The sequence below is a fragment of the Sphingomonas tabacisoli genome, assembly GCF_042678385.1.
Classification (GTDB): Bacteria; Pseudomonadota; Alphaproteobacteria; order Sphingomonadales; family Sphingomonadaceae; genus Sphingomonas_B; species Sphingomonas_B tabacisoli.
On the sequence record NZ_JBHUDY010000001.1, the window covers coordinates 2,556,790 to 2,579,258 of the forward strand.

Sequence of the window (22,469 nt, forward strand, 5' to 3'; positions counted from 1 at the left end):
TTCCTGCTACGCTCGCCCCATTGGGAGAGCAGCATGGCACGCGATTTCACGATCATCGTCTATGGCGCGACCGGCTTCACGGGCCGGCTCGTCGCCGAATATCTCGCCGCCAACTACCCCACATTGCGCTGGGCGATGGCGGGGCGCGATCAGAACAAGCTCCAGCAGGTGCGGGCGGAGATCGGCGCGCCGCCGGAGCTTCCGTTGCTCGTCGCAAACGCATCCGACCCGGCGAGCCTGGCGACAATGGCGACGCGAGCGGACGTCATCATAACGACGGTCGGCCCCTATCAGCTCTACGGCTCAGAACTCGTCGCCGCCTGCGCCGCCGCCGGCACCGCCTATGTCGACTTGTGCGGGGAGCCGGCCTGGATGCGCGAGATGATCGACGCACACCAGGCACGCGCCCAGACCAGCAGCGCGCGCATCGTCTTCTCCTGCGGATTCGATTCCATTCCGTTCGACCTCGGCGTCCAGCAACTCCAGAAGCTGTGCGCCGAGCGGTTCGGAACGCCCGCGCCGCGCATCAAGGGCCGCGTCCGCGCGATGAAGGGCGGCGCGTCCGGCGGCACCGTCGCCAGCCTGAAGGCGACGCTCGCCGCCGCGGCTAGGAAGCCGTCGCTGTTCAAGCTGCTCGCCGACCCCTTTGCGCTGACGCCAGGGTTCGAAGGCCCCGACCAGCCGAACGGCCTGCTGCCGCGCTACGATTCGGCGATTGGCGCCTGGGTCGCGCCGTTCATCATGGCGCCGATCAACACCAAGAATGTGCACCGCACCAACTTCCTTGCAGGTCATCCTTACGGCAACGATTTCCGGTACGACGAGATGATGGTCGCGCCTGGCCTCGGCGAACTCGGCAAGGCGGCGGCCGAAGCGATTGCCAAGGCGAATCCCTTTGCCGACGATCACGGGCCAAAGCCCGGCGAGGGTCCGAGCAAGGAAGAACGCGAAAGCGGCTTCTACGACATCCTCTTCGTCGCCGAATATGAGGACGGCCGAACCGCGCGCCTGTCGGTGAAAGGCGACCGCGATCCCGGCTATGGCTCGACATCGAAGATGATCGCGGAATCGGCGCTGTGCCTTGCCGAGGATGTGAAAGGGACGGGCGGCGTCTGGACGCCCGGCGCGATCATGGCCGACGCATTGGTCAAGCGCCTCGAAGCCAAGGCGGGACTGAGCTTCCAGCCGGAATAAAGAAGCGCCCCGCTGCGGGGGGTGAGCAGCGGGGCGCAAACGCTTTCAAGCACCGGAGCCTGCGAAGGGGGGTGAAGCGGGCTCCTGCCGGCAAAACGGCCTATGCGTTCGTCGGTTCCCGACAGAGAGACGGCGTTTTCAGCGACCGTTCAGCAGTTCGGTTGAAACGCGTCCGCGTGCGCGGCATGACGCCGCTCTCTCACTCGCAAGGTTTGCCTCATGAACAAGACGTTACTTGGCCTGATCCTCCTGTCCTCGACCGCTTTCGCGCAGGCGCCGCAATTCAGCACCGACCGCCTGAACCAGGATATCAAGACGCTGTCCTCCGACGCGTTCGAAGGCCGCGGCCCCGCCACTCCGGGCGAGGAGAAGTCGATCGCCTATATCGCGCAGGGCATGGAAGCCGCGGGCCTGCAGCCCGCCGGCGACATCGAGAACGGCAAGCGGAGCTGGTATCAGAAGGTGCCGCTGCTCCGCACCTCGATCCGCGACGCGCAGCCGAAGCTCGTGCTGACCGTGGACGGCAAATCCGCGCCACTCGTTCAAGGGCAGCAGATTGCTGTCCGTGCCCCGCTGACCGGGCAGAAACATGTCACGATCAACAACGCGCCGCTGGTCTTTGTCGGCTACGGCGTCACCGCGCCCGAGCGGAAGTGGGACGACTTCAAGGGCCTGGACGTCAAGGGCAAGATTCTCGTCGTCCTCATCAACGACCCGGACTTCGAGACCGGCCAGGGCGATTTCGGCGGCAAGGCAATGACCTATTACGGCCGCTGGACCTACAAATACGAGGAAGCCGCCCGCCGCGGCGCTGCCGGGGTGCTGATCGTCCACGAGACCGCGCCCGCCTCATACGGCTGGAACACGGTCAAGAACTCCAACACCAACACGATGTTCGACATTGTCCGGAAGGACCCCAACGCGTCGCACACGCCGATGGAAGCGTGGATTCAGCGCGACGAGGCGGAAGCGATCTTCAAGGCATCCGGCCTCGATTTCGACGCCGAGAAGAAGCGTGCCCAGACCCGTGCGTTCAAGCCGGTGCCGCTGAAGGCGACCTTCTCGGCTGATTACGACGTCAACGCCGAAGTCATCACCTCGCACAATGTCGCCGGCATCCTGCCAGGCAAAACGCACCCGGACGAGATCGTCGCCTACACCGCGCACTGGGACCATCTGGGCGTCGGCCAGCCCGATGCGCGCGGCGACCGCATCTATAATGGCGCCGTCGACAACGCGACCGGCATCGCCCAGCTTCTCGAGCTCGGCCGCGCCTTCGCGCATGGTCCGAAGCCGGATCGCTCGGTGCTTTTCCTCGCCGTCACGGCCGAGGAAAAGGGCCTGCTCGGTTCCGAATATTACGCCGCCAACCCGCTCTATCCGCTCGGCAAGACGGTCGGCGTGCTGAACATGGACGGCGGCTCGATTGCGGGACCGACCAGGAATTTCTCGATCTCGGGCAGCGCAAAGCTTGGCCTGCTGGACGATCTCACCAGGCTCGCGGCCGAACGCGGCCGGGTGTACAGCCCCGACCCGCATCCGGAGGCCGGCCATTTCTACCGCTCCGACCATTTCTCGATGGCGAAGCGCGGCGTGCCGGCGATCTCGTTCGACGGCGGCAACGATCTCGTCAACGGCGGCACCGAGCGCGGCGAGGAGCTGTCCAAAGCCTATGTGAAGGACCGCTACCACCAGCCGGCCGACGAATGGAGCGCCGATTGGGATCTGTCCGGCATGACCAACGATCTCGCCCTGCTCTACACGCTTGGGACCAACCTCGCGAACGGCCGCGAATGGCCGAACTGGAGCCCGGATTCGGAGTTCCGCCGCGAACGCGACAAGACCGCGGCGCTCCGCAAGTAAAAGGGAAAGGGCCCCGCTCCTGGGGTGAGGAGCGGGGCCCGGGACTTGGGTCGTCCTGGAGACAGGGAGGGGTGGCCCTGCCTTGGTTCAGACAACGGGGAGGGGTGGCCTCGCTGTCTGCGATCAGCTTATCGCGGCCAACCGTCGCAAAGCTATGTCGAGCGTCACACGAATTTGTCGCGATTTGTCGCAGACCGGTATTCGGTCCAGCCGCGGGCGCGCAGCTCGCATGCCGGACAATGTCCGCAGCCATAGCCCCAATCGTGGAGCGTGCCGCGCTCGCCCAGATAGCAGCTGTGGCTTTCGGTGCGGATCAGCTCGACCAGCGCGGCCCCGCCGAGTTCTTCGGCAAGCGCCCAGGTCGCCGCCTTGTCGCGCCACATCAGCGGGGTGTGGATGACGATGCGGCGATCGAGTCCGAGCCCGATCGCCACTTGCAGCGCCTTCAGCGTGTCGTCGCGACAGTCGGGATAGCCTGAGTAATCGGTCTCGCACATGCCGCCGACCAGATGCCGGATGTCGCGCCGGTAACCGACCGCCGCAGCAAGGTTGAAGAACAGCAGGTTGCGCCCCGGCACGAACGTGGTCGGCAATCCATCGGCGCCGAACGCGATCTCCGCCTCCCGCGTCAGCGCCGTGTCGCTGATCTGCCCAAGCACCGGCAGGCCCAGCATATGGTCGTCGCCGAGCTTGCCCGGCCACAATTTGTCGAGGTCGTCGCGCAGCGCGGCGCGGCAGTCGAGCTCGACCCGATGCCGCTGGCCGTAGTCGAAGCCGACCGTCTCGACGCGCGCGAACCGGTCGAGCGCCCAGGCCAGGCACGTCGCGGAGTCTTGCCCGCCAGAAAATAGAACCAATGCAGATTCGGATGAGAGTGTCATACTTCCCGTCACCCCGGCCTTGAGCCGGGGTCCCGCTTCCTTCTCCTCAGGAGAAAGAAGAAGCGGGATGCCGGGTCAAGCCCGGCATGACGAATCTATTCGGCGGGCACGAACGAGCCAGTCGGCTCCGCGTGCGCCACCAGCCCTTCGCGGTGCGCGACGATGTACGTCACCAGCGCTTGGCCCGCCACGTTCGTCGCGGTGCGGCCCATGTCGAGGATCGGGTCGATCGCCAGCAGCAATCCCGCGCCATCCAGAGGCAGGCCGAGCGTCGACAGTGCGAGCGTCAGCATCACCAATGCGCCGGTCAGCCCCGCCGTCGCAGCCGAGCCGATCACGGACACCAGCACCAGCGCGACATAATCGGTGACGCCCAGCGGCAGGCCATAGAATTGCGCGATGAAGATCGCGGCGATCGCCGGATAGATCGCGGCGCAGCCGTCCATCTTGCTGGTCGCCGCGACCGGCACCGCAAAGCTCGCATAGGCGGAATCGACGCCCAGCCGCTCGACCGCGGCCTCGGTCGCCGGCAGCGTGCCGATCGACGAGCGGGTGACGAAGCCAAGCTGGATCGCCGGCAATGCCGCGCGGAGGAACCGCGCCGGGCTCAGTCCGTGCAGCATCAGCAGCGCCGGATAGACGACCAGCATCACGATCGCGAGGCCGAGATAGACCGCGCCCGCGAACCAGCCGAGCCGGGCGAGCGAGTCCCACCCGTAGGTCGCGACTGCATGCCCGAACAGGCCGAACGCGCCGATCGGGCTCAATCGGATCAGCCAGGCAAGCAGCTTGCGCACCACCGCCAGCAGCGAGCGCGCAAAGGCAAGGAACGGCTCGCCCGCCTCTCCCACCTTCAGCGCCGCGACACCGGCGAGCACCGCCATCACCACGATCTGCAGCACGTTTAAGCTGAGGCCAGTCACCGGCGCGCCGTCGACCAGCTTGGTCGAGGCCGAAAGGCCGAGCACATTGACCGGCAGCAGCCCTTTCAGGAAATCGAGCCAGGTCCCGACCGTACGCGGCGCTGCGGCAGTCGCGGCATCAACCCCCGCGCCGACGCCCGGCTGGATGACCAACGCCAGCGCGATGCCGATACCAACCGCGATCAGCGCCGTGATTGCGAACCACAGCAAGGTCTGCGTCACCAGCCGGCTGGCATTTGCGAGCTGGCGCAGATTGCCGATGCTCGCGACGATCGAGGCGAACACCAGCGGGGGCACCAGCACCGTCAAAAGCTGCACGAAGCTGGAGCCGATCAGGTCGAGCGCCGTGACCAGCCCGCTCGAATCCGGCAACGCACGCGCAATGAGGCCGGCCGCCAGGCCCAGCAGCATCGCCGCGCCGATCTGAAGTCCGAAGGAAGCACGCACCATGATCGCCGATCTGGTGCGGCTCCCTTCCGATCCCAACCAAGCTTTTCTGTCAGCCGCTACAGCGCGGCTGCAGCCTCATTTGAGCTTAAGCTCCTGCAGCATCATCGATTCCTTGATGGTGCGGATCGACCCGCGGTCGCCGCTGGCGGCGTCGGCCTGGTGCGGGTCCTGCTTGAGAAAGGCTTCCATTGCCGTATTGCGCCGCATCTGCTCGGCTGCATCGGGCACGGCCTTGTACTTGATCATCAGCCACAGGTCCGGCTCGCCGTCGCGCGGATAGGCATTGGCGACGACCATATAGTCCTCGATCCAGCCCTTGGACTTGGCGAATTCCTGTTGCTTCTTCCAATCCGAATCCAGCCAGTCGAGATACTTCTCGCCGCCGCCGTCCTTGAACTTGATGCCGCTCACGTCCCAGAAGGATCCCGGCGTATAGCTGCTCGCCTGGGCGAACGCCGGCGCGTGGTACGCAAACGACAAGGGCAGCGCGGCGGCCGCCGCGACGAGCATCAGCTTTTTCATTTTGATTCCCCGTTCTTTCCGGCAGGCCCCGCGCCCGCCAGGCCGTACGCGACAGGCCCGCGTCGTCGCCTGCGGCCTCTATGTTCTCGCGGCGACGTGAACGGCAGTCAGATCATCACGAATCGGCGCGGCTGGCAAGCCGGCGCGAGACATGGGCGCCCAGCAGCGCGAACGCCGCGCCTTCCATCCAGCCGCCGAGCACGTCGGTCGGCCAGTGCACGCCCAGCACGACGCGCGACAGGCCGACCATGAAGGCCAGCGGAATGCCGATCAGGCCGATACGATTGTGCACCATCAGCGCGAGCAGCAGATAAAGGCAGGCATTCTGCGCCGAATGGCCGCTCGGATAGCTCAGGTCCAACACCTGATCGAGGTGGGTGTAGAGCTCCGGCCGCGCCCGCGAGAACAGCATCTTGAGGAGCGGATTGGTCGCCATCTGGCAGGCGACCGTCACTACGACGATCAGCGCGTCGCGCCGCCGTTTCAGGACCGCAAGCAGAGCCGCCGACAGCAGCGCCACCACGCCGACGACCTCACCCTTCCCGATTCGTGACAACGCTAGCCAGAATCCGCTTTCCGTCCGCCCGGCGGCCGCGATGCGAGAGGCCCAGGGATCGAACACCGGCGTCCCACCCAGCTTCAAAGCGAAGCCGAGCACCATTATTGCAACGAAAAGGACAAGCGCGGCGCGTAATTCGCGCGTCACTGGACGTTCTTCACCACCTCGCCGCCCTTGATCACGACGGCGACATGTTCGAGCCGGCGCACGTCCTGGGTCGGGTCGCCATCGACCGCGATGATGTCGCCATAGCGGCCGACCGCGATCGCGCCGACCTCGCCGGTCTGGCCGAGCGCTTCGGCCGCGCTCTTCGTCGCCGACTGGATCGCCTGCATCGGCGTCATGCCCCATTCGACCTGCTTGGCGAACTGTTTCGCGTTGTCGCCGTGCGGATAAACGCCGGCGTCCGTGCCGAACAGCATCGGCACGCCGGCCTTGAACGCCTTGCGGAACGTTTCGCGCTGCAGGCGGCCGATCATCTTTTCCTTGTCGAGGCTTTCCTGCTCGGTGCCGTTCGCGGTGCCGGTCGCGAGGATATAGTCGTCATTATAGATATCCATGTCGAACCAGGTCTTCTTCTGGGCGGCGAGGCGAATGCCCTCGTCGTCGGCCAGGCTGGCATGCTCGATCGTGTCGATACCGGCCTGCACCGCCGTCCGGATACCGTCCGGCCCATGTGCGTGCGCCGCGACCTTCAGGCCGAGCATGTGCGCTTCGTCCGCGATCGCCTTCATTTCCTCGAAGCTGAGCTGCTGCGCGCCGACGGCATCGCCCAGCGAGAACACGCCGCCGGTCGCGCAGATCTTGATCACGCGCGCGCCATATTTGTGCAGCCAGCGGACCTTCGCCCGCGCCTCCTCGGGCGAGTTGATCACCGACGCTTCCTTGCGGTCATAGGAGGGCGGCAGCGCATTGTCGTCGCAGTGGCCGCCGGTCGCGCCGATCGCATAGCCGGCCGGCACGATCCGCGGACCCGGAATCCAGCCGCCCTCGATCGCCTGCTTCAGCCCGACATCGTCGAAGTTGGAGGAGCCGACGTTGCGCACGGTCGTGAAGCCCGCCTCCAGCGTCTTCTTCGCGTTCGCGGTGCCGACCGCTTCCCAGAAGCTGTCGGTGTAGCGCAGCGTCCGATAGCCGCCGATCTCCGCGAGGCTGGTCAGGTGGACGTGCATGTCGATCAGGCCCGGCAGGATCGTCTTGCCGCCAAGGTCGATCCGCTTCGCGCCGGCAGGCACCGCGCCGCCGCTCGACACCGACGCGATCCGCCCATCGGTGATGACCACCACCGGATTGTCGAGGGTGCGGCCGGCCAGCACGTCGACCATCTTCGAAGCGGTGACGACGACAGTCTCGGCCGAAGCCGGCGCCGCGATCAGCGCCATGCTGGCAAGCAGGAACGAATGAAACATAAGCCCTCCCAAGGTTTTGGGGAGGGCTAGTCGCCCGCGCAAGCCGCCGCAAGCCGCTATACCCCAAGCCGTTCGCTTCGAGCGAAGTCGAGAAGCGCGTATCTCGACTTCGCTCGATACGAACGGGATCTCTTACTTCGCCAGCTTCTGCGCCATTTCGAGATGGTGCTGCACCACGGGCACCGTTTCGCGGGCGAACGCCTTCAGGTGGGTCGAATCGCCGCCGTCGCGATAGCCCTCGAGCGCGGCCAGCGTCTTGGTGTGCGCGTCGACTTGCTGCGTTGCATATTCCTTGTCGAAATCGGCGCCCGACAGGCCCTGCAGCTTGGTGACGTTCGCTTGCTGCTCGGCCGTCATCGTGCCTGCCGGCGTCACTTTCTTGTCGCTCTTGGCGGCGGCGGCCTTCAGGTTTTCGGTCGACTTGGTGTGATCCTTGACCATGTCGGCGGCGAAGTTCTTGACGCTCGCATCCTTGGCCTTGGTTTCGGCAAGCTTCGACGCGGCGATCTCATACGCGTCGCTGGCCGATGCGGTGTCGGCGAAAGCCTGCGCCGTCATCGGCGCCGCGGACGCAGCCGGCGTGTTCATGCTGTTGCCCGGGCCCGACGCATTGTCGACGGAACCGACCTCGTTCACCGTGGTCGCGTTGTTGTCGGCGGCGGCGGTGTTGGTCTCGTCGTGCTTCGAGCATGCGGCGAGCACGAGGCCCAGCGCGGCGGCGGTCGACAGGGCGGCAAAGCGTTTCATGGCAACTCTCCTCAGAGCCGCCGAACGCCGCGCCCATGCCGATGTTCCGGTTTATTCGGTCGTCTTGCCGTCCCAATGATCATTGTCGTGATCGGCCTCGGCCTGCGCCTTGTCCCGGTGGACGACCTTGTCCTTGTGCTCCGGCGGACCGTAAAGCGTGTAGAGCTTCAGCGGTTCGGAGCCGGTGTTGCGGACATTGTGGCGCGCACCGGCCGGCACGATCACGCCGAAATCGTCCTCGACCTTGTGGGTCTTGCCGTCGATCAGCACTTCGCCCGCGCCTTCCTCGAAACGGAAGAACTGATCGCGGTCCTCATGCACTTCCTCGCCGATTTCTTCGCCGGGCTTAAGCGTCATCACGACGAGTTGGAGATGCTCGCCTGTGTAGAGCACCTGGCGAAAGAACCCGTTGTCCAGCGTCGCGCGCTGAATGTCGTCGACATAACCCTGCTTCATGTGCCCTCCGGTCGTCCGGCGGGGTAACGACGAAGCCGGCGCGCGCGTTCCCTCAGGCCGCGCGGCGCTCCTCGGCGCGGCGCAGCACGTCATAGGCCGCCTGCACCTTGCGAAAGCGTTCGGCCGCGGCGTCGTCGCCGGGCTTCACGTCGGGATGGTTGGCCTTGGCGAGCCGGCGATAGGCGGCCCGCACTTGCTCGAAGCTGGCGTCGCTTTCCAGCTCCAGCACGTCCAGCGCCTTCATCTCGTCGCGAGAGCGGGTGCCGTCGCCGGGGCCGCCCCAGGCGTAATGCTGCGACTGGCGGAAACCGGATGCGTCGCGTTGCTCATTCGCTTCGCGCGCCGCGGCTTCCTCGGCCGAGAGGCCTTCGAAATAGTTCCAGTTGCGATTGTATTCGGCGGCATGCGCCTCGCAGAAATACCAGCGGTCGGGGCTGTTCGGGGATTTCGGCGCGGGCCGGTCGCCCGGCTCCTCGCAGCCGTCACGGTCGCACAGCCGCACCTTCGCCGCGCCCCGCTCCCCGCCATAGGAACGCCAGCGGGGAAAGCCCCAGTCCATTGATCGGGAAGAACGCGCCATTCGCGACCCAGATAGTGAGGAGCACGCGATACTGAAAGCCCCTCCCCTTCAGGGGAGGGGTTGGGGTGGGGCTGTCAGCCCGAACGGCACGACTTTGTTGTCCGCGTCGTGACCGATATCGGCCGGGCCGAGAAACGGGATGCCGGCGCGGTCGCACCAATGAAGCACCACCTCCTCCGGCTCGGCACCGAAATCGGGATCGTTCTCCGGCACCTGGCTGATCCGCCCCATGCGGATGCCCGCGATGCTGCTGATCGACGGATGCCGGACGATCTGGGCGAGATCGCGGTCGGTGCGGTAGAGATACTCCGCCACTTCCTCGATCATCAGGACATGGCCAGTCAGGTCGGGCAGATGCGGCGTGCCGATGAGATGCGCCAGAATGACGATGTTGAACGCCACGGTCGGAGCGTCGCCCACCGAAGGCTCCAGCGATGCTCGGTTACGATCGACGAGCCAGTCCAGCGTCCGCGTGACCGCGGCCTCGCCACCAGCGCGACGGATGTCCGCCGGCATCGGCCCGTGCGCCACCGCTCCGATTTCACGCGCGTATAGGGCGCCGAGGAGCGTGCCTCCGTCCGAATAGCCGAGATAGGTTTTCCGGCGCGCAGCCTCACCCAAACCGCCCATGACCGCATCGACGATCCGGCACGCACCATATCCGCCGCGCGCGAACCACACCGCGTCGATCGTGGGATCGTTGGCGACTTCGATCAACGCTCCCGCCCGCGCCGCATCTGGCCCTGCGAAATGCCCGTCGGACAGAAAGCATTGAGGATGCCAGACCAGCTCCGCCCGGCCTTCTGCCAAGACGGACACCCGGCTCACTACGTCCTCATCGATCCGGCAGCTCGGCGCGACAATGCCGATCCGCATGGGCTCACTCCTTGTTCGGCTTCCCGAACCGGCTAGTAGCGTCGGCATGACGGCTCACAAATCCTATTTCTTCTGCGGGATCGGCGGCAGCGGCATGCTGCCCCTCGCCTGCATCGTGCGGGCTCAGGGTGCAGAGGTGTCCGGTTCGGACCGCGCGCTCGATCAGGGCCGCACCGCGCCGAAATTCGAGTTCTTGCGGGCCCAAGGCATCGCGCTGTTCCCGCAAGACGGCAGCGGCGTCACTTCGCCCGATCAGGTGCTGGTCGCCTCCGCCGCGGTCGAGGAAACCGTGCCGGACGTGCAGGCTGCGACTCGCCTCCACTGCGCGCGGATGAGCCGCGCCGGCCTGCTCGCGGAGCTGTTCAACGCCGCGCCCGTGCGGATCGCCGTCGGCGGCACCAGCGGCAAGTCGACCGTCACCGGCATGATCGGCTGGATCCTGCACGCAACCGGACGCGCGCCGACCGTCATGAACGGCGCGGTGATGAAGAACTTCGTCGGGCAGGACACGCCCTTCGCCAGCGCTCTCGTCGGCAGCGGCGAGGCGTTCGTCAGCGAGGTCGATGAAAGCGACGGCTCGATCGCGCTGTTCGATCCGACCATCGCTGTGCTCGGCAACATCAGCCTCGACCATAAGGGCATGGATGAGCTGCGCGCGCTGTTCGAAGATTTCGTAACCAAGGCGAAGACTGCGGTCGTCAACATCGACCACCCCGAAGTCGCCGCCATCGCGAGCGAACTGCACCAGGACCAGCTCCTCACCTTTGCGTTCGACAAGGAAGCACAGCTTGTCGGCCATCACGTCGCCGAGCATGCGGAGGGTGTCGCTTTCCATGTCACCGAACGGTCGAGCGGCGAGACCGCGGAAGTGAAGCTGCAGCTTCTCGGCCGGCACAATGCCGTGAACGCCCTCTCCGCGATCGGCGCGACGGTCGCGGCCGGCGTGCCGCTCGCCGAGGCCGCGCAAGCCTTGGCGGGCTTCACCGGCCTGCGGCGGCGCCTCGAGCGGGTCGGCGAAGCGCGTGGCGTGATCGTCTATGACGATTTCGGCCACAACCCCGACAAGATCGCCGCGACGCTCGACGCGCTCCACGCCTTTCCCGGCCGGCTGCTGATTTTCTTCCAGCCGCACGGCTACGGCCCGCTCCGGGTGATGGGGCGGGAATTGATCGCCACCCTGGGCGAAAGGCTTGGGCCAGAGGACGTGCTGATCCTCTCCGATCCCGTCTATTTCGGCGGCACCGTCGACCGCTCCGTGGGCAGCGAGACGATCGTCGCAGGCGTCCGCGCCGCCGGCCGGAACGCCGAGCACATCCCCGCCCGCCCCGAAATCGCCGAGCGCCTGGCCGCCCTCGCTCACCCCGGCGACCGCATCGTCGTGATGGGCGCCCGCGACGACACGCTCAGCCAGTTCGCCGCGGAGCTGTTGCAGCGGCTGGCCTGAACGCCGCCTCGACCTCGGCCAACATCCGCTCCTCTTCGCCTTCGTAGCGCGGGGAGAAGTGGAACGGCTCCAGCCGCCGCACGCCGGCCGCATTCCCGATCTCGCCGGCGGCGCAGGTCGTGAGGTGCGCCCGGTCGAGAGCCAGCGCTTCGTCTGCCGCCGAGAAGCGGGATTCCAGGAAGAACAGATCCGCTCCCTTGGCCAGACCAGCGATCGCTGCTCGGTTGAAAGCGGTGTCCGCAACGTCGGTCACATAGGCGACCTTCTGCCCGGCTTCGACGCTGACCAGATCGCGCAACACTTCCAAGGGCCTGTCGCCCCCCGGCGTGCGGATGACGGTGTCGTCTGCCGCCCCGTCCCGGACTGCGGCTTTCAGTTCTTGCAGCCACTGCCCCGGCGCAAGTCCCCGCTCCTCCAGCCGGTTGCGCCAGACATTGACGTGCACCGGCTCGGCGAGCGCATAGCCGATGCTCGGCCCGTGATGTTCCAGCACGACCCAGTCGAGCGTCAGGCCGGGCACGGCGAATGCCTCGTTTAGCGGCTCGCGCTCAAACGCTGCCTTGAACCTGAAGCGCGCGGAAGCCCCGCTCACCTCCCAAACGTCGAACCACAGGTCGGCATCGTATTTGTGCGCGAGGTCCCAGGTGTAGCCCTGCAGCTTGTGCCCGACCGCGTCGATCAGCCCCTCCGGCCCGATCATCCGAACGCGTTTTTCGCGCCCGACGTTCACCCGCAGCAGCGCGTCGAAGCCGATGAAATGGTCGATGTGCATATGGCTGACGCACACCGTATCGACGCGCAGCAGGTCGCGCGCCGAGAGCGGCGACAGGTCGCCCAGATCGAACAAGAGGGCCTCGCGCCGGTGCAGCGCTTCCACGAACAGCGCCGGGTCGCCGAAGCGGTCGTTGACGAGGCGCGGATGCAGCGTTGGGCGCATGAGTCCAGCAACGGCGCGGTGGCGCTTTCGCTCCGTCGCGCCTAGATGCGCGCCATGCCGCATAGCGTTTTCGACCTGTTCAAGATCGGGGTCGGCCCGTCATCGTCGCACACCATGGGGCCGATGTCGGCCGGTTGCGCCTTCACCGAGCAGCTTCGCGAGCGCGGCCTGCTGGACCGCACCCACCGCGTGCTGGCGGAGCTGTACGGATCGCTCGCACTCACCGGCAAAGGCCATGCGAGCGACCGCGCGGTGCTGCTCGGCCTTGCCGGCAAGCGGCCCGACGGCATCTGCCCGGACGAGGCGGATCGCATCATCGGGGAAATTCGCGCGAGCCGTCGCATGCGGCTGGGCGGCGAGCACGAGATTCGCTTCGACGAAGCGCGCGACCTGCTCTTCCATCAGCGCGAGCGGCTGTCCTTCCATTCCAACGGCATGCGCTTCACCGCTTTCGATGCGGACGAGGCGGAGCTGATGTCCGGCGTCTGGTATTCGGTTGGCGGCGGCGCGATCGTCGCCGAGAGCGAGATCGCCGGTAACGCGCCGCCCGAGGGCCTTGTCGCGGACGTGCCTCACCCGTTTCACTCCGGCGAGCAGCTTCTCGCCGTCGCGGCCGAGGCGGGCCTCAGCATCGCCGACCTGGCCCTGGAGAACGAGCTGGCGCGGATGCCGGAAGAAGAGGTGCGCGCCCGGCTCAAGGCGATCCGCGAGACTATGTCCGGCTGCATCGACCGGGGCATGGGCCAGCAGGGCATTCTGCCCGGCGGCCTGAACGTGAAGCGCCGGGCGCCGGAGGTCCGCGCCAAGCTCGTCGAGCGGCAGGAGCGCGCGCTGGCCGATCCGCTGACCGTGATCGACTGGGTCAACCTTTGGGCGCTCGCAGTCAACGAGGAGAACGCGGCGGGCGGCCGCGTCGTCACCGCGCCGACGAACGGCGCGGCGGGGATCGTGCCGGCGGTGCTGCGCTATTACGAGCGCTTCGTCGCGGGCGCGACCGAGGACGGTGCCGATCGCTTCCTGCTCACCGCCGCGGCGATCGGCTCGCTGTTCAAGGAGAACGCCTCGATCTCCGGCGCCGAAGTCGGCTGCCAGGGCGAGGTGGGCGTCGCCTGCTCGATGGCGGCGGCGGGGCTGACCGCAGCGCTCGGCGGCTCGAACGCCCAGATCGAGAATGCTGCCGAGATCGGCATGGAGCATAATCTCGGCCTCACTTGCGATCCCGTCGGCGGGCTGGTGCAGGTGCCGTGCATCGAGCGGAACGCGGTCGGCGCGATCAAGGCGATCGAAGCCTCACGCCTTGCCCTGCTCGGCGACGGCACCCACCGCGTCAGCCTCGACCAGGTGATCGAGACGATGCGCAAGACCGGGGCCGACATGAGCGCCAAATACAAGGAGACTGCGCTGGGCGGGCTGGCGGTCAACGTCGTGGAGTGCTGAGCAAAACCCTCTCCCCTGCAGGGGAGAGGGACGGCCGCGAAGCGGCCAGGGAGAGGGGAAGTCACCCTGCGTGCGGGCTTTGCCCCTCCCCCGGCGGCGGCTTCGCCGCGCCACCCTCTCCCCTTTAAGGGGAGAGGGTCAGATGTTACCCATCCATATCCGCGCGCGTCGGGACACGCGTGTCCGCCTTGTCGCCTTTGCGCACACGGGTGTTCATCGGCTCCTCGCCCGTCGCTTGCTTCAATTCGTCGCGGGTGCCGATATTCTCGGCCGGTCCGGCGCCGGAGGTGCCGCTGTGCGACGGCATCGGCTCGCCGCCTTCGATCAGGTCGCTGTCGTCGTGCGCGCGGGCGGATTCGGTGCGGGGATGTTCAGTCATGATCGCTCTCCTTTACCGCCTCAACGCGCGTAAGCCTCAGCGGATGCGGTAAAAATCGGCCAAGCGGTCCAGCGCGAGGCCGAGCACCAGTTTTCCCGCCCGCGCGGGCCAGCCCAGGCCCCGCTCCGCTTCCGCCAGCCCTTCGTCCGCGCACACGACGCGCCACAGCACGTCCGACAACCCGCTGCCGACATGCGCGATCGCGGCGTCGAAGCGGCGCTTCGCATCGAGCTGCGAGGTAGTGGGGTCGGGCGCGACGCTCTTGCCCGGCCCGCGCGGCGCGACATCCCATCGCATGGTCACGCTCGGACCAAGCCTGGCGCGCTCCCAATCGGCCCGCAGCGTCTCCCCAGCAAGCAATTGCCGGTCGCCGATCCGGCCGCGCGATGCCAGCCAGGACAGCGAGGATTCCGCCAGATTGACCGTGACGCTCCGGTTCCCCGCCCCTTTCAGCGCCCGCTCGACCAATACCCTTCCCATGCCGTTCTCCTGTCTGTCCGAGTCGTTTTCCGCTTGCCACAACGGCAAAGGTGTAGGACAGAGAGAAACCGTTTTGGTTATGAGGTCGTCATGATCACCGCCATTCGCGAAGTCCGCCGCGCCAAGGGATTGACGCTCGAGGAGGTCGGCAAGCGCTGCGATCCGCCAACCACAGCCCAGACGATCGGCCGGCTGGAAACCGGCACCCGTACGGTCTCGGTGGGATGGCTCAACCGCATCGCCAAGGCACTGGGCGTGGAGGCCGGCGATCTGGTCAAGCTGCCCGACCGGCCTGGCATCGCCGTCGCAGCCTTGCTCGGCCCCGACGGCGCGCACGCCCCGAAGCGCGAGGCCGTCGTCGTCGCGCCCCAACCGGCGCCGGAACTGGTCGCGGTCAAGGTGGAAGCATCGGTGGGCGACTATCGGGCAGGCGACGAAATCTGGTGCGAGCGCCTGGCGCCAGACGCCTTCGCTCGCGCGCTCAACCGCGACATCCTCGTCCCCCGACCGGCCGGGCGTTACGCATTCGGCCGTCTGCTCGGCCGCGAAGACGGCAAGCTCCATATCCTGCCATTGGGCGCCGGCGCACGGCAACAAGTCTATGCCGATCCGCCCTGGATCGCCCGCGCGGTGCGGCTCGTCCGCTCGCTCTGACGCCTTCCGTCACACCATTGCGGAAGCGCTTACTGTCTGCAATGTAAGTAGCGTGGCGGACACTTATGATTTCGTGATCGTCGGCGCGGGCAGCGCAGGCTGCGTGCTCGCCAACCGCCTGTCGGCCGACCCCAAGACTCGCGTGCTGCTGCTGGAAGCGGGCGGGCGGGACAAGGGTGTCATGTTCCGCATGCCCGCCGGCATCGCGCAAATCCTGCCGCCGGAAAAACAACACAAAGCGAACTGGAATTACTGGACCGAGCCGCAGCGGCATTTGAACGGCCGCCGCCTCTATTGGCCGCGGGGCCGGGCGCTGGGCGGCTCGTCGTCGATCAACGGCATGGTCTATATCCGGGGCCACGCCAGCGATTACGACCATTGGGCGCAGCTAGGCTGCACCGGTTGGGGCTGGGACGACGTGCTGCCCTATTTCCGCCGTTCGGAGCGCTCCGAACGCGGGGCGTGCGAGGTGCACGGCGGCGAAGGCCCGCTCAACACCTCGACGCGCACGCTCGCCAACCCGCTGATCGACGCGTTCCTGAAGGCCTCGGATGAGACCGGGATCGGCCTCACCGACGACTTCAACGGCCTACACATGGAAGGCGCTGGCGTCTATGATTCGACGACCAGCAATGGCTGCCGCTGGTCGACGGCGAAGGCCTATCTGGAGCCGGCGCTGAGCCGACCCAATCTCGGCATCTGGACCGATGTGCTCGTCGAGCGGGTCATTTTCGAGGACAAGCGCGCGACAGGCGTTGCGCTCCGCCGAGGAGGCCGCGCAGAGACCGTTCAGGCGCGCGAGGTGATCCTGTGCGGCGGCGCGATCAACTCGCCGCAGCTCTTGATGCTGTCCGGTATCGGCCCCGCCGAGCACCTGCAAGAGCAGGGCATCGGCGTGGTGCACGACGCCCCGGACGTGGGTGGCAATCTGCAGGACCATCTCGACGTGATCCTGCAATGGCGTTGCACGCAAGCAGTGTCGCTGAACGCGAACGCCCGGCTGGTCGCGCAGCTCTCGACGCTCGCGCAGTGGATGTTCCGCAAGACCGGCCAGGGCAGCTATATCCCGACGCCGGCGGGCGCTTTCTTCTCGACGCGGCCCGGGCTTGCCGCGCCCGACATGCAGATCCATTTCGTCGCTGCCTTGGTGCCGCCGCACGGCCGCGGCGGCATGGGGCCGGAGCATGGCTTTCAGATGCACGTCTGCCAGCTTCGCCCCGAAAGCCGCGGCACGATCCGGCTGAAGTCGCCCGATCCCGCCGCGCATCCGGCGATCGATCCGGACTATCTCTCCGCACCGGCCGATCTGGAAACCCTGCTCGCCGGTGTCGAGATCACGCGGCGGATCGCGCGGGCACCGGCCTTCGACGCCTATCGCGGCCCCGAAGTCTGGCCGGGCGACGAGGAGACCGATCGAGACGCGATGACGGCGGCCATCCGCGACTGGGCGGAAACGATCTATCACCCGGTCGGAACTTGCCGGATGGGGGCGGACCCGGCGAGCGTGCTCGATCCGCAGCTTCGCGTGCGCGGCGTCGAAGGGCTGCGCGTCGTCGACGCCAGCGTGATGCCGACGCTCGTCACCGGCAACACCAACGCATCCACGATAATGATCGCGGAAAAGGCGAGCGACCTGATCGCCGCTGAAGCTAAAGCGCAGCTCGCGGCTTGATACTGAAGTGGTGGGCGGTGACGGGCTCGAACCGCCGACCCTCTCGGTGTAAACGAGATGCTCTACCAACTGAGCTAACCGCCCGGGTCGCGGCGCTTTGCCGCAAGCCGGGGATCGGGGCAAGCGCCGCTAGCGAATACGTACGCCGCGATCGTGGAGCAGAGGCGCGATCTGCCGGTACAGCTTCGGATAGCGATAAAAGGGCACGCGCGGCCACAGATGGTGAATCAAGTGCAGGTTGTGACCCATGCTGATGAGCGCCAGCAGCCGTCCGCGGCGAAGCGCCGTCGCTTGATAGCGGCAGTCGGATGCGAACGGACGATGCGGCAGCCAGCTGAGGAACACGCCCATCGTCAGCCGGCCAAGCGTTGCGGGGACAACATAGAGCGCAAAGACTTTCGTGCCGTAACCCAGCATCAGCGCCGTCCAGACGCCGGCGCACATCATGGCATGCGCGATCTGATGGGCGCGCCATTCGGCAGGACGCATCACTTTCCAGGCATCGAGATAGCCGAGATTGGGCGTGTTCCTGCCATAGATCAGCCGCCAGAGCGGCACGGGGATCAGGTTGGTCCACACCGACAGAGCCGCCATCGCAAAAATGCGCCAGAGAGGTCCCTGCACAAAACCATCGGGGTCGTTCGGCGCATTGGTGTGCGAATGATGCGCATTGTGGGTGCGGAGCAGCAGCGGCCAAGTCATGCCCAAAAGCAAGGCCGCCCACCAGCCGATCAGCCGATTGACCGGATCGAAGCCGCGCGACCGCACGATGTTGCGGTGAATGGCTTCATGCGCAGGCGTGTATTGAAGATAGGCGCTAAGGCCGAGCGGCAGCGTCAGCCACCAGGGAGAGATAGCGCCGGAAAGGCCGAGGCCGAGCAGCGCAAGGTGCAGCGGGACCAGCAGCGCGATAAACAGCACCGTCGGCCATGCAATCGCCGGCGATAGCGCGCGCGCCGCCTCTCCTTCGACCGCACTTAACAGCATCCATTTGTCCCCTTTGCCGGCGGGGTTACGGGTTGCTGGTTAACGACTGGTTGCGGTCCGAGAGGCGTCGCCCCCGAAATGGTAACAGGTGAGAGCAACTTCGCTCGACAATGGTGGTAAACGCCGCCTACCTGATCGGGACGGGAGGCGAAGCGATGATCCTGACAGCGCTGGCAGCGGCGGCATTCGATCCGGAAGCGGCGACTCAAGCTTATCTGAGCACTCTGAACGGCGCCGCGCGCGCCAAATCCGACGCCTATTTCGAAGGCGGATACTGGCTGCTGCTCTGGGGCGCGCTGGTCACGGTGCTGGTGGCGTGGATCGAGCTGCGCTTCGGCTGGTCCGCGAAATGGAGCGGCTGGGCCGCGCGCGTCGGCAAACGGCGCTGGCTGCAGCCCGCGCTCTACGCCTTTCCGTTCGTGCTGGTCACCGGCCTGCTGACCCTGCCGTGGACGATCTACACCGACTTCCTGCGCGAGCACCAATATGGCCTGTCCAACCAGAGCTTCGCCGCATGGGCGGGCGACGCGCTGAAGGCGCTGCTCGTCAACCTGATCCTGATCCCGCCGGTGCTGATGGGTGTCTATGCCGTGATCCGCCGCAGCCCGAAGCGCTGGTGGCTCTACGGCGCGCTGGTCGTCTCCGCCTTCACGCTGATCGGCGCGGTGATCGCGCCGGTGTTCATCGCGCCGATCTTCAACAGCTACAAGCCGATGGCGGCCGGGCCGCTGCGCGACCAGATCCTGGCGATGGCGCATGCGCAGCACATCCCGGCGGAGAACGTCTATGTGTTCGACGCGTCGAAGCAGACCAAGCGCATTTCGGCGAACGTCTCCGGCCTGGGCCCGACGATCCGCATCAGCCTCAACGACAATCTACTGAACCGCACGTCGCCCGCAGAAGTGAAGGCCGTGATGGGGCATGAGATGGGGCATTACGTGCTCGGCCATGTCTGGCGTGGGTTCCTCGCGATTACGACGGTGTTCCTCGTCCTGTTCCTGCTGTTGTGGTGGAGCGCCCCCCGTTTGCTCGCGCGCTATGGCCAGGGCTGGGGCGTGACGGAGGTGTCGGACCCGGCGTCGCTGCCGCTATTGGTGGCGATCGCGTCGGTGCTGTTCCTGGTCATGACGCCGGTGCTGAACACCATCGTGCGCACGCAGGAAGCCGAGGCGGACGCGTTCGGCCTCGATGCCGCCCGTGAGCCCGACGGTTTTGCCGCAGTGTCGATGAAGCTCAGCGAATACCGCAAGATTTCGCCGACGCCGGTGGAGGAGTTCATATTCTACGATCACCCATCGGGCGAGAACCGGGTCCGGCGTTCAATGCAGTGGAAGGCCCAGCATCTGAACGAGGCGCCTTGAGCCGGCTGGTCCTGTTCGGCCCGGGCTATACGGGTGCGCGCCTCGCCGACAGGTTGCAAGCGCGCGGCTGGACGGTGACGCGCATCGGCCGCGCCGAATTCGACGAGGCCGGGCACGCGCTCGCGAGCGCGACGCACATCGTCTCGACCGTGCCGCCCGGCGAGGAGGGCGACCCGGTGCTGACCCGCTATCGCCCGGTGTTGGCGCAGGCGTCCGCATGGATCGGCTATCTGTCGTCGACCGGCGTCTATGGCGACACCGGCGGCGCGTGGGTGGACGAGAGCGCCCCGATCGGCGCCGGCCGGCGCTCGCTCCGCGCGGCGGCGGACCGCGACTGGCTGAGCCTCGGCGCGCACGTGTTCCGCCTGCCGGGCATCTACGGCCCCGGCCGTTCGCCGCTTGACCGGATCGTATCGGGCCAAGCCTATCGCGTCGCCCTGCCCGGACAGGTGTTCAGCCGCGTGCATGTGGACGACATCGTCTCGGCGGTGATCGCCGGCTTCGACGCACCGCAGGGTGCCTACAACATCGCCGACGACTTACCGGCGCCGCAGGACGAAGTGACCGCCTATGCCGCTCGCCTGCTCGATATGAGCTTGCCCCCGGTCGTCGCCCTCGACGATCTGCCCGCGCCGGCGCGTGCCTTCTATTCGGAGAATCGTCGCATCGCGAACGGCCGCGCCAAGCGGCTTCTCGGCTGGCAGCCGCTTCATCCGACCTATCGCGAAGGCCTGCGCGCGATCAGCGCGACGATCAGCCCGGCCAGCGTCAGCGCCGCCCCGAAAGCCGCTGTCACGGACCAACGATAGCCTTCGAACACCGTCGAAAGGGTCATCGCGATCACCGGAATGATCACGCTCGAATAGGCCGCGCGCGCCGCGCCGATCTCGCGGATGATGCGGTAATAGAGCAGGAAGGCGAGCGCCGAGGCGATCACGCCCAGATACAGCATCCCCGCAACATAGCCGAACCGCCACTCAAACACCGGCGGCCCGGCAGTTACCCAAGCAATCATGCCGTCGGCGATCGTGCCCAGCAGCATGCTCCATGCGACCAGCGTCGCGATCGGCAGGCTGCGTGCGCGCTCCGTCGCCTGTGCGACGTTCGCCGCGGACGCGGACAGCACGCCGATCAGCGTGAAGCCGATGCCCTTGAACACGGCGCTGTTGTCGGCGCCGTCGAGCTTCAGTTCATGCGCGAACAGCAGGCCGATTCCGATCAGCGCCACTAGCGAGCCGAGCATAAATGGACGCGACAGCCCCTGGCCCAGGAAAATCCGCGCGAGGACGGCGTTGGGCACGATCAGCAGGGCGAAGACCACCGCGACGAGGCCCGAGGTCACATAAGCCTCGGCGTGGTAGACGAGGTTGAAGTTGAGCACGAACTGGGCGAGTCCCACCAGCAGGATCAACCACCAGCAATCGCGCGGAACGCGAAGCGAAGTGCGCGTACTCGCGGCATACAGGAACATCGCGATCGTGGCGGCGACGAAGCGGTAAGTGACCGACCAGCCCGCCGGCACCACGCCCAGTTGATCGCGGATCACCAGCCAGGTGGAGCTCCAGATCAGTGTGATGATCGCGAACGGCACGAGCACATGGGCTCGCACGCGTCCCGGAAGCGGCGCCTCGCTCACAGCGCGGCGATGGCGTCCGCGAGAGGCCGGATCGCCGCTTCGTCCTGGTCCCAACTGACCACCAGCCGCGCCTCGCCGACGCCCCAATCGTAGAAGTCGAAGCCGAGCGCACGCAATTTCGCCGCCTCCTCGGCGGTCACCCGCAGGAACACTTCGTTGGCTTCGACGGGATGGACGAGCCGGCCGGCCGCCCCGTTCGCCAGCAACGCCGCGCCGCGATTGGCCGCGCGCGCGTTGTCGAGCCACAGATCGCCCTCCAGCATCGCGAGAAGCTGTGCCGCCAGATAGCGCCCCTTGGAGAACAAATGCCCGGCGCGCTTGCGGCGGTAGAGCGTCGCGTCGGCCAGTTCGGGCTTGAAGAAGATCAGCGCCTCGGCCGACAGCCCGCCATTCTTGACGAAGCCGAAGCTCAACGCATCCACGCCGCCGCGCCAGGTCAGGTCCGCGGGCGAGCAGCCGAGATGCGCAACCGCGTTCGCAAAACGCGCCCCATCCATATGAAAACCCAGCCCGCGCCGCTTCGCGACTTCGCCCAGCGCTCCCACCTCATCGGGCGTATAGACCCCGCCATATTCGGTGGCGTTGGTGATCGACAGCGCGCGCGGCTGGACCTGATGCACGTCGTTGCGGATCGGCGCGCAAACCGCCTCGACCGCCTCCGGCGTCAGCTTCGCGCCTTCTCCCTCGCCCAGCAGCAGCTTCGCGCCGTGCGTGAAGAATTCCGGCGCGCCGCATTCGTCGACATTGATGTGCGCCTCGCGGTGGCAGACCACGCCGCCGAACGGCGGGCACAGCGCCGCCAGCGCCAGCGAGTTCGCCGCCGTGCCGGTCGCGATCCAGAGCGCCCGCACGTCTGTTTCGAACAGCTTAGAAAACGCGCCGTCCAGCCGCTTCGACCAAGCGTCGCCGTCATAGGCAGTGTCGAGCGTGTTGGCGGCACGAAGGGCATCCAGCACCGCGGGATGCGCGGCGGCAGCATTGTCCGAAAAAAAGCGCATGGCTGCGCCTTGCTGCCCTCTGCC

23 protein-coding genes and 1 tRNA gene are annotated in these 22,469 nt (G+C 66.8%); 8 read left to right on the forward strand and 16 right to left on the reverse strand.

The features are described 5' to 3' along the window. Window positions 1-33 precede the first annotated feature (33 nt). Window positions 34-1,194: a saccharopine dehydrogenase family protein gene (locus ACFSCW_RS12820; protein ID WP_380889814.1), complete on the forward strand. Its 1,161-nt coding sequence runs from the start codon at window positions 34-36 to the stop codon at window positions 1,192-1,194. A gap of 219 nt (window positions 1,195-1,413) precedes the next feature. Continuing rightward, on the forward strand, window positions 1,414-3,057 hold the full coding sequence (locus tag ACFSCW_RS12825; protein ID WP_380889816.1) for a M28 family metallopeptidase: 1,644 nt from the start codon (window positions 1,414-1,416) through the stop codon (window positions 3,055-3,057). A gap of 164 nt (window positions 3,058-3,221) precedes the next feature. Here ACFSCW_RS12825 and queC read toward each other — a convergent pair whose 3' ends face one another. The 9 genes from queC to ACFSCW_RS12870 form a co-directional block, all read right to left on the reverse strand. Beyond that, complete coding sequence (gene queC / locus ACFSCW_RS12830) at window positions 3,222-3,938, reverse strand: 7-cyano-7-deazaguanine synthase QueC (protein ID WP_380889818.1); 717 nt, start codon at window positions 3,936-3,938, stop codon at window positions 3,222-3,224. A gap of 95 nt (window positions 3,939-4,033) precedes the next feature. Then, on the reverse strand, window positions 4,034-5,311 hold the full coding sequence (locus ACFSCW_RS12835) for a dicarboxylate/amino acid:cation symporter (protein WP_380889821.1): 1,278 nt from the start codon (window positions 5,309-5,311) through the stop codon (window positions 4,034-4,036). A gap of 75 nt (window positions 5,312-5,386) precedes the next feature. Next, window positions 5,387-5,833 (reverse strand): hypothetical protein, encoded by a 447-nt coding sequence (locus ACFSCW_RS12840; RefSeq protein WP_380889824.1) that lies wholly within the window; start codon window positions 5,831-5,833, stop codon window positions 5,387-5,389. A 115-nt stretch (window positions 5,834-5,948) separates the two neighbouring features. Continuing rightward, complete coding sequence (locus ACFSCW_RS12845) at window positions 5,949-6,539, reverse strand: phosphatase PAP2 family protein (protein ID WP_380889827.1); 591 nt, start codon at window positions 6,537-6,539, stop codon at window positions 5,949-5,951. Continuing rightward, a complete protein-coding gene (locus ACFSCW_RS12850) occupies window positions 6,536-7,801 on the reverse strand; it encodes a Xaa-Pro dipeptidase (RefSeq protein WP_380889830.1) in 1,266 nt (421 codons plus the stop codon). The genes ACFSCW_RS12845 and ACFSCW_RS12850 overlap by 4 nt, the downstream gene beginning before the upstream one ends. A 132-nt stretch (window positions 7,802-7,933) precedes the next feature. Continuing rightward, on the reverse strand, window positions 7,934-8,548 hold the full coding sequence (locus tag ACFSCW_RS12855; RefSeq protein WP_380889831.1) for a DUF4142 domain-containing protein: 615 nt from the start codon (window positions 8,546-8,548) through the stop codon (window positions 7,934-7,936). A gap of 51 nt (window positions 8,549-8,599) precedes the next feature. Beyond that, window positions 8,600-9,004: a cupin domain-containing protein gene (locus tag ACFSCW_RS12860; RefSeq protein ID WP_380889833.1), complete on the reverse strand. Its 405-nt coding sequence runs from the start codon at window positions 9,002-9,004 to the stop codon at window positions 8,600-8,602. A 52-nt stretch (window positions 9,005-9,056) separates the two neighbouring features. Next, window positions 9,057-9,584, reverse strand: coding sequence for a J domain-containing protein (locus tag ACFSCW_RS12865; protein ID WP_380889834.1), 528 nt, complete (start codon window positions 9,582-9,584; stop codon window positions 9,057-9,059). Between the two features lie 48 nt (window positions 9,585-9,632). After that, entirely contained in the window at window positions 9,633-10,460 is an 828-nt protein-coding gene (locus ACFSCW_RS12870) for an LD-carboxypeptidase (RefSeq protein WP_380889836.1), read from the reverse strand. A gap of 46 nt (window positions 10,461-10,506) precedes the next feature. On the opposite strand from ACFSCW_RS12870, the gene ACFSCW_RS12875 reads away from it, so the two are divergent. Continuing rightward, window positions 10,507-11,904 (forward strand): UDP-N-acetylmuramate--L-alanine ligase, encoded by a 1,398-nt coding sequence (locus tag ACFSCW_RS12875; protein ID WP_380889839.1) that lies wholly within the window; start codon window positions 10,507-10,509, stop codon window positions 11,902-11,904. Here ACFSCW_RS12875 and ACFSCW_RS12880 read toward each other — a convergent pair. Then, window positions 11,864-12,841 (reverse strand): MBL fold metallo-hydrolase, encoded by a 978-nt coding sequence (locus ACFSCW_RS12880; RefSeq protein WP_380889842.1) that lies wholly within the window; start codon window positions 12,839-12,841, stop codon window positions 11,864-11,866. The genes ACFSCW_RS12875 and ACFSCW_RS12880 overlap by 41 nt on opposite strands. A 54-nt stretch (window positions 12,842-12,895) precedes the next feature. Here ACFSCW_RS12880 and ACFSCW_RS12885 point away from each other — a divergent pair, with 54 nt between their 5' ends. Further along, window positions 12,896-14,278, forward strand: a complete 1,383-nt coding sequence (locus ACFSCW_RS12885) for an L-serine ammonia-lyase (protein WP_380889844.1) — start codon at window positions 12,896-12,898, stop codon at window positions 14,276-14,278. Window positions 14,279-14,423: 145 nt separating this feature from the next. On the opposite strand, the gene ACFSCW_RS12890 is transcribed toward ACFSCW_RS12885, so the two are convergent. After that, complete coding sequence (locus ACFSCW_RS12890; RefSeq protein WP_380889846.1) at window positions 14,424-14,657, reverse strand: hypothetical protein; 234 nt, start codon at window positions 14,655-14,657, stop codon at window positions 14,424-14,426. 36 nt (window positions 14,658-14,693) lie between these two features. Further along, window positions 14,694-15,137, reverse strand: coding sequence for a DUF6456 domain-containing protein (locus ACFSCW_RS12895; RefSeq protein WP_380889849.1), 444 nt, complete (start codon window positions 15,135-15,137; stop codon window positions 14,694-14,696). A gap of 90 nt (window positions 15,138-15,227) precedes the next feature. On the opposite strand from ACFSCW_RS12895, the gene ACFSCW_RS12900 reads away from it, so the two are divergent. Both ACFSCW_RS12900 and ACFSCW_RS12905 read left to right on the forward strand, forming a co-directional pair. Next, the gene (locus ACFSCW_RS12900) at window positions 15,228-15,791 is read left to right on the forward strand and encodes a helix-turn-helix domain-containing protein (RefSeq protein ID WP_380889850.1); all 564 of its coding nucleotides are present in this window, start codon (window positions 15,228-15,230) and stop codon (window positions 15,789-15,791) included. A gap of 52 nt (window positions 15,792-15,843) precedes the next feature. Beyond that, a complete protein-coding gene (locus ACFSCW_RS12905) occupies window positions 15,844-17,463 on the forward strand; it encodes a GMC family oxidoreductase (protein ID WP_380889853.1) in 1,620 nt (539 codons plus the stop codon). 8 nt (window positions 17,464-17,471) lie between these two features. Here ACFSCW_RS12905 and ACFSCW_RS12910 read toward each other — a convergent pair. Further along, a tRNA-Val gene (locus ACFSCW_RS12910) sits at window positions 17,472-17,547 on the reverse strand. A gap of 45 nt (window positions 17,548-17,592) precedes the next feature. Next, on the reverse strand, window positions 17,593-18,450 hold the full coding sequence (locus tag ACFSCW_RS12915) for a fatty acid desaturase (protein WP_380889854.1): 858 nt from the start codon (window positions 18,448-18,450) through the stop codon (window positions 17,593-17,595). 110 nt (window positions 18,451-18,560) lie between these two features. On the opposite strand from ACFSCW_RS12915, the gene ACFSCW_RS12920 reads away from it, so the two are divergent. Together ACFSCW_RS12920 and ACFSCW_RS12925 are read left to right on the forward strand one after the other, a co-directional pair. Then, on the forward strand, window positions 18,561-19,811 hold the full coding sequence (locus ACFSCW_RS12920; protein WP_380889856.1) for a M48 family metallopeptidase: 1,251 nt from the start codon (window positions 18,561-18,563) through the stop codon (window positions 19,809-19,811). After that, window positions 19,808-20,620, forward strand: coding sequence for a Rossmann-fold NAD(P)-binding domain-containing protein (locus ACFSCW_RS12925; protein ID WP_380889859.1), 813 nt, complete (start codon window positions 19,808-19,810; stop codon window positions 20,618-20,620). The genes ACFSCW_RS12920 and ACFSCW_RS12925 overlap by 4 nt, the downstream gene beginning before the upstream one ends. Here ACFSCW_RS12925 and ACFSCW_RS12930 read toward each other — a convergent pair. Further along, window positions 20,530-21,447 (reverse strand): DMT family transporter, encoded by a 918-nt coding sequence (locus tag ACFSCW_RS12930; RefSeq protein ID WP_380889862.1) that lies wholly within the window; start codon window positions 21,445-21,447, stop codon window positions 20,530-20,532. The genes ACFSCW_RS12925 and ACFSCW_RS12930 overlap by 91 nt on opposite strands. Next, the gene (locus ACFSCW_RS12935; protein ID WP_380889863.1) at window positions 21,444-22,445 is read right to left on the reverse strand and encodes a threonine aldolase family protein; all 1,002 of its coding nucleotides are present in this window, start codon (window positions 22,443-22,445) and stop codon (window positions 21,444-21,446) included. The genes ACFSCW_RS12930 and ACFSCW_RS12935 overlap by 4 nt, the downstream gene beginning before the upstream one ends. Between the last annotated feature and the right edge of the window lie 24 nt (window positions 22,446-22,469).

Coding starts and splice junctions, on each gene's coding strand:
- ACFSCW_RS12820 (WP_380889814.1), top strand. CDS start 34: ATGGCACGCGATTTCACGATCATCGTCTATGGCGCGACCGGCTTCACG.
- ACFSCW_RS12825 (WP_380889816.1), top strand. CDS start 1,414: ATGAACAAGACGTTACTTGGCCTGATCCTCCTGTCCTCGACCGCTTTC.
- queC (WP_380889818.1), bottom strand. CDS start 3,938: ATGACACTCTCATCCGAATCTGCATTGGTTCTATTTTCTGGCGGGCAA.
- ACFSCW_RS12835 (WP_380889821.1), bottom strand. CDS start 5,311: ATGGTGCGTGCTTCCTTCGGACTTCAGATCGGCGCGGCGATGCTGCTG.
- ACFSCW_RS12840 (WP_380889824.1), bottom strand. CDS start 5,833: ATGAAAAAGCTGATGCTCGTCGCGGCGGCCGCCGCGCTGCCCTTGTCG.
- ACFSCW_RS12850 (WP_380889830.1), bottom strand. CDS start 7,801: ATGTTTCATTCGTTCCTGCTTGCCAGCATGGCGCTGATCGCGGCGCCG.
- ACFSCW_RS12855 (WP_380889831.1), bottom strand. CDS start 8,548: ATGAAACGCTTTGCCGCCCTGTCGACCGCCGCCGCGCTGGGCCTCGTG.
- ACFSCW_RS12860 (WP_380889833.1), bottom strand. CDS start 9,004: ATGAAGCAGGGTTATGTCGACGACATTCAGCGCGCGACGCTGGACAAC.
- ACFSCW_RS12865 (WP_380889834.1), bottom strand. CDS start 9,584: ATGGCGCGTTCTTCCCGATCAATGGACTGGGGCTTTCCCCGCTGGCGT.
- ACFSCW_RS12870 (WP_380889836.1), bottom strand. CDS start 10,460: ATGCGGATCGGCATTGTCGCGCCGAGCTGCCGGATCGATGAGGACGTA.
- ACFSCW_RS12875 (WP_380889839.1), top strand. CDS start 10,507: ATGACGGCTCACAAATCCTATTTCTTCTGCGGGATCGGCGGCAGCGGC.
- ACFSCW_RS12880 (WP_380889842.1), bottom strand. CDS start 12,841: ATGCGCCCAACGCTGCATCCGCGCCTCGTCAACGACCGCTTCGGCGAC.
- ACFSCW_RS12885 (WP_380889844.1), top strand. CDS start 12,896: ATGCCGCATAGCGTTTTCGACCTGTTCAAGATCGGGGTCGGCCCGTCA.
- ACFSCW_RS12890 (WP_380889846.1), bottom strand. CDS start 14,657: ATGACTGAACATCCCCGCACCGAATCCGCCCGCGCGCACGACGACAGC.
- ACFSCW_RS12895 (WP_380889849.1), bottom strand. CDS start 15,137: ATGGGAAGGGTATTGGTCGAGCGGGCGCTGAAAGGGGCGGGGAACCGG.
- ACFSCW_RS12900 (WP_380889850.1), top strand. CDS start 15,228: ATGATCACCGCCATTCGCGAAGTCCGCCGCGCCAAGGGATTGACGCTC.
- ACFSCW_RS12915 (WP_380889854.1), bottom strand. CDS start 18,450: ATGCTGTTAAGTGCGGTCGAAGGAGAGGCGGCGCGCGCGCTATCGCCG.
- ACFSCW_RS12920 (WP_380889856.1), top strand. CDS start 18,561: ATGGTGGTAAACGCCGCCTACCTGATCGGGACGGGAGGCGAAGCGATG.
- ACFSCW_RS12935 (WP_380889863.1), bottom strand. CDS start 22,445: ATGCGCTTTTTTTCGGACAATGCTGCCGCCGCGCATCCCGCGGTGCTG.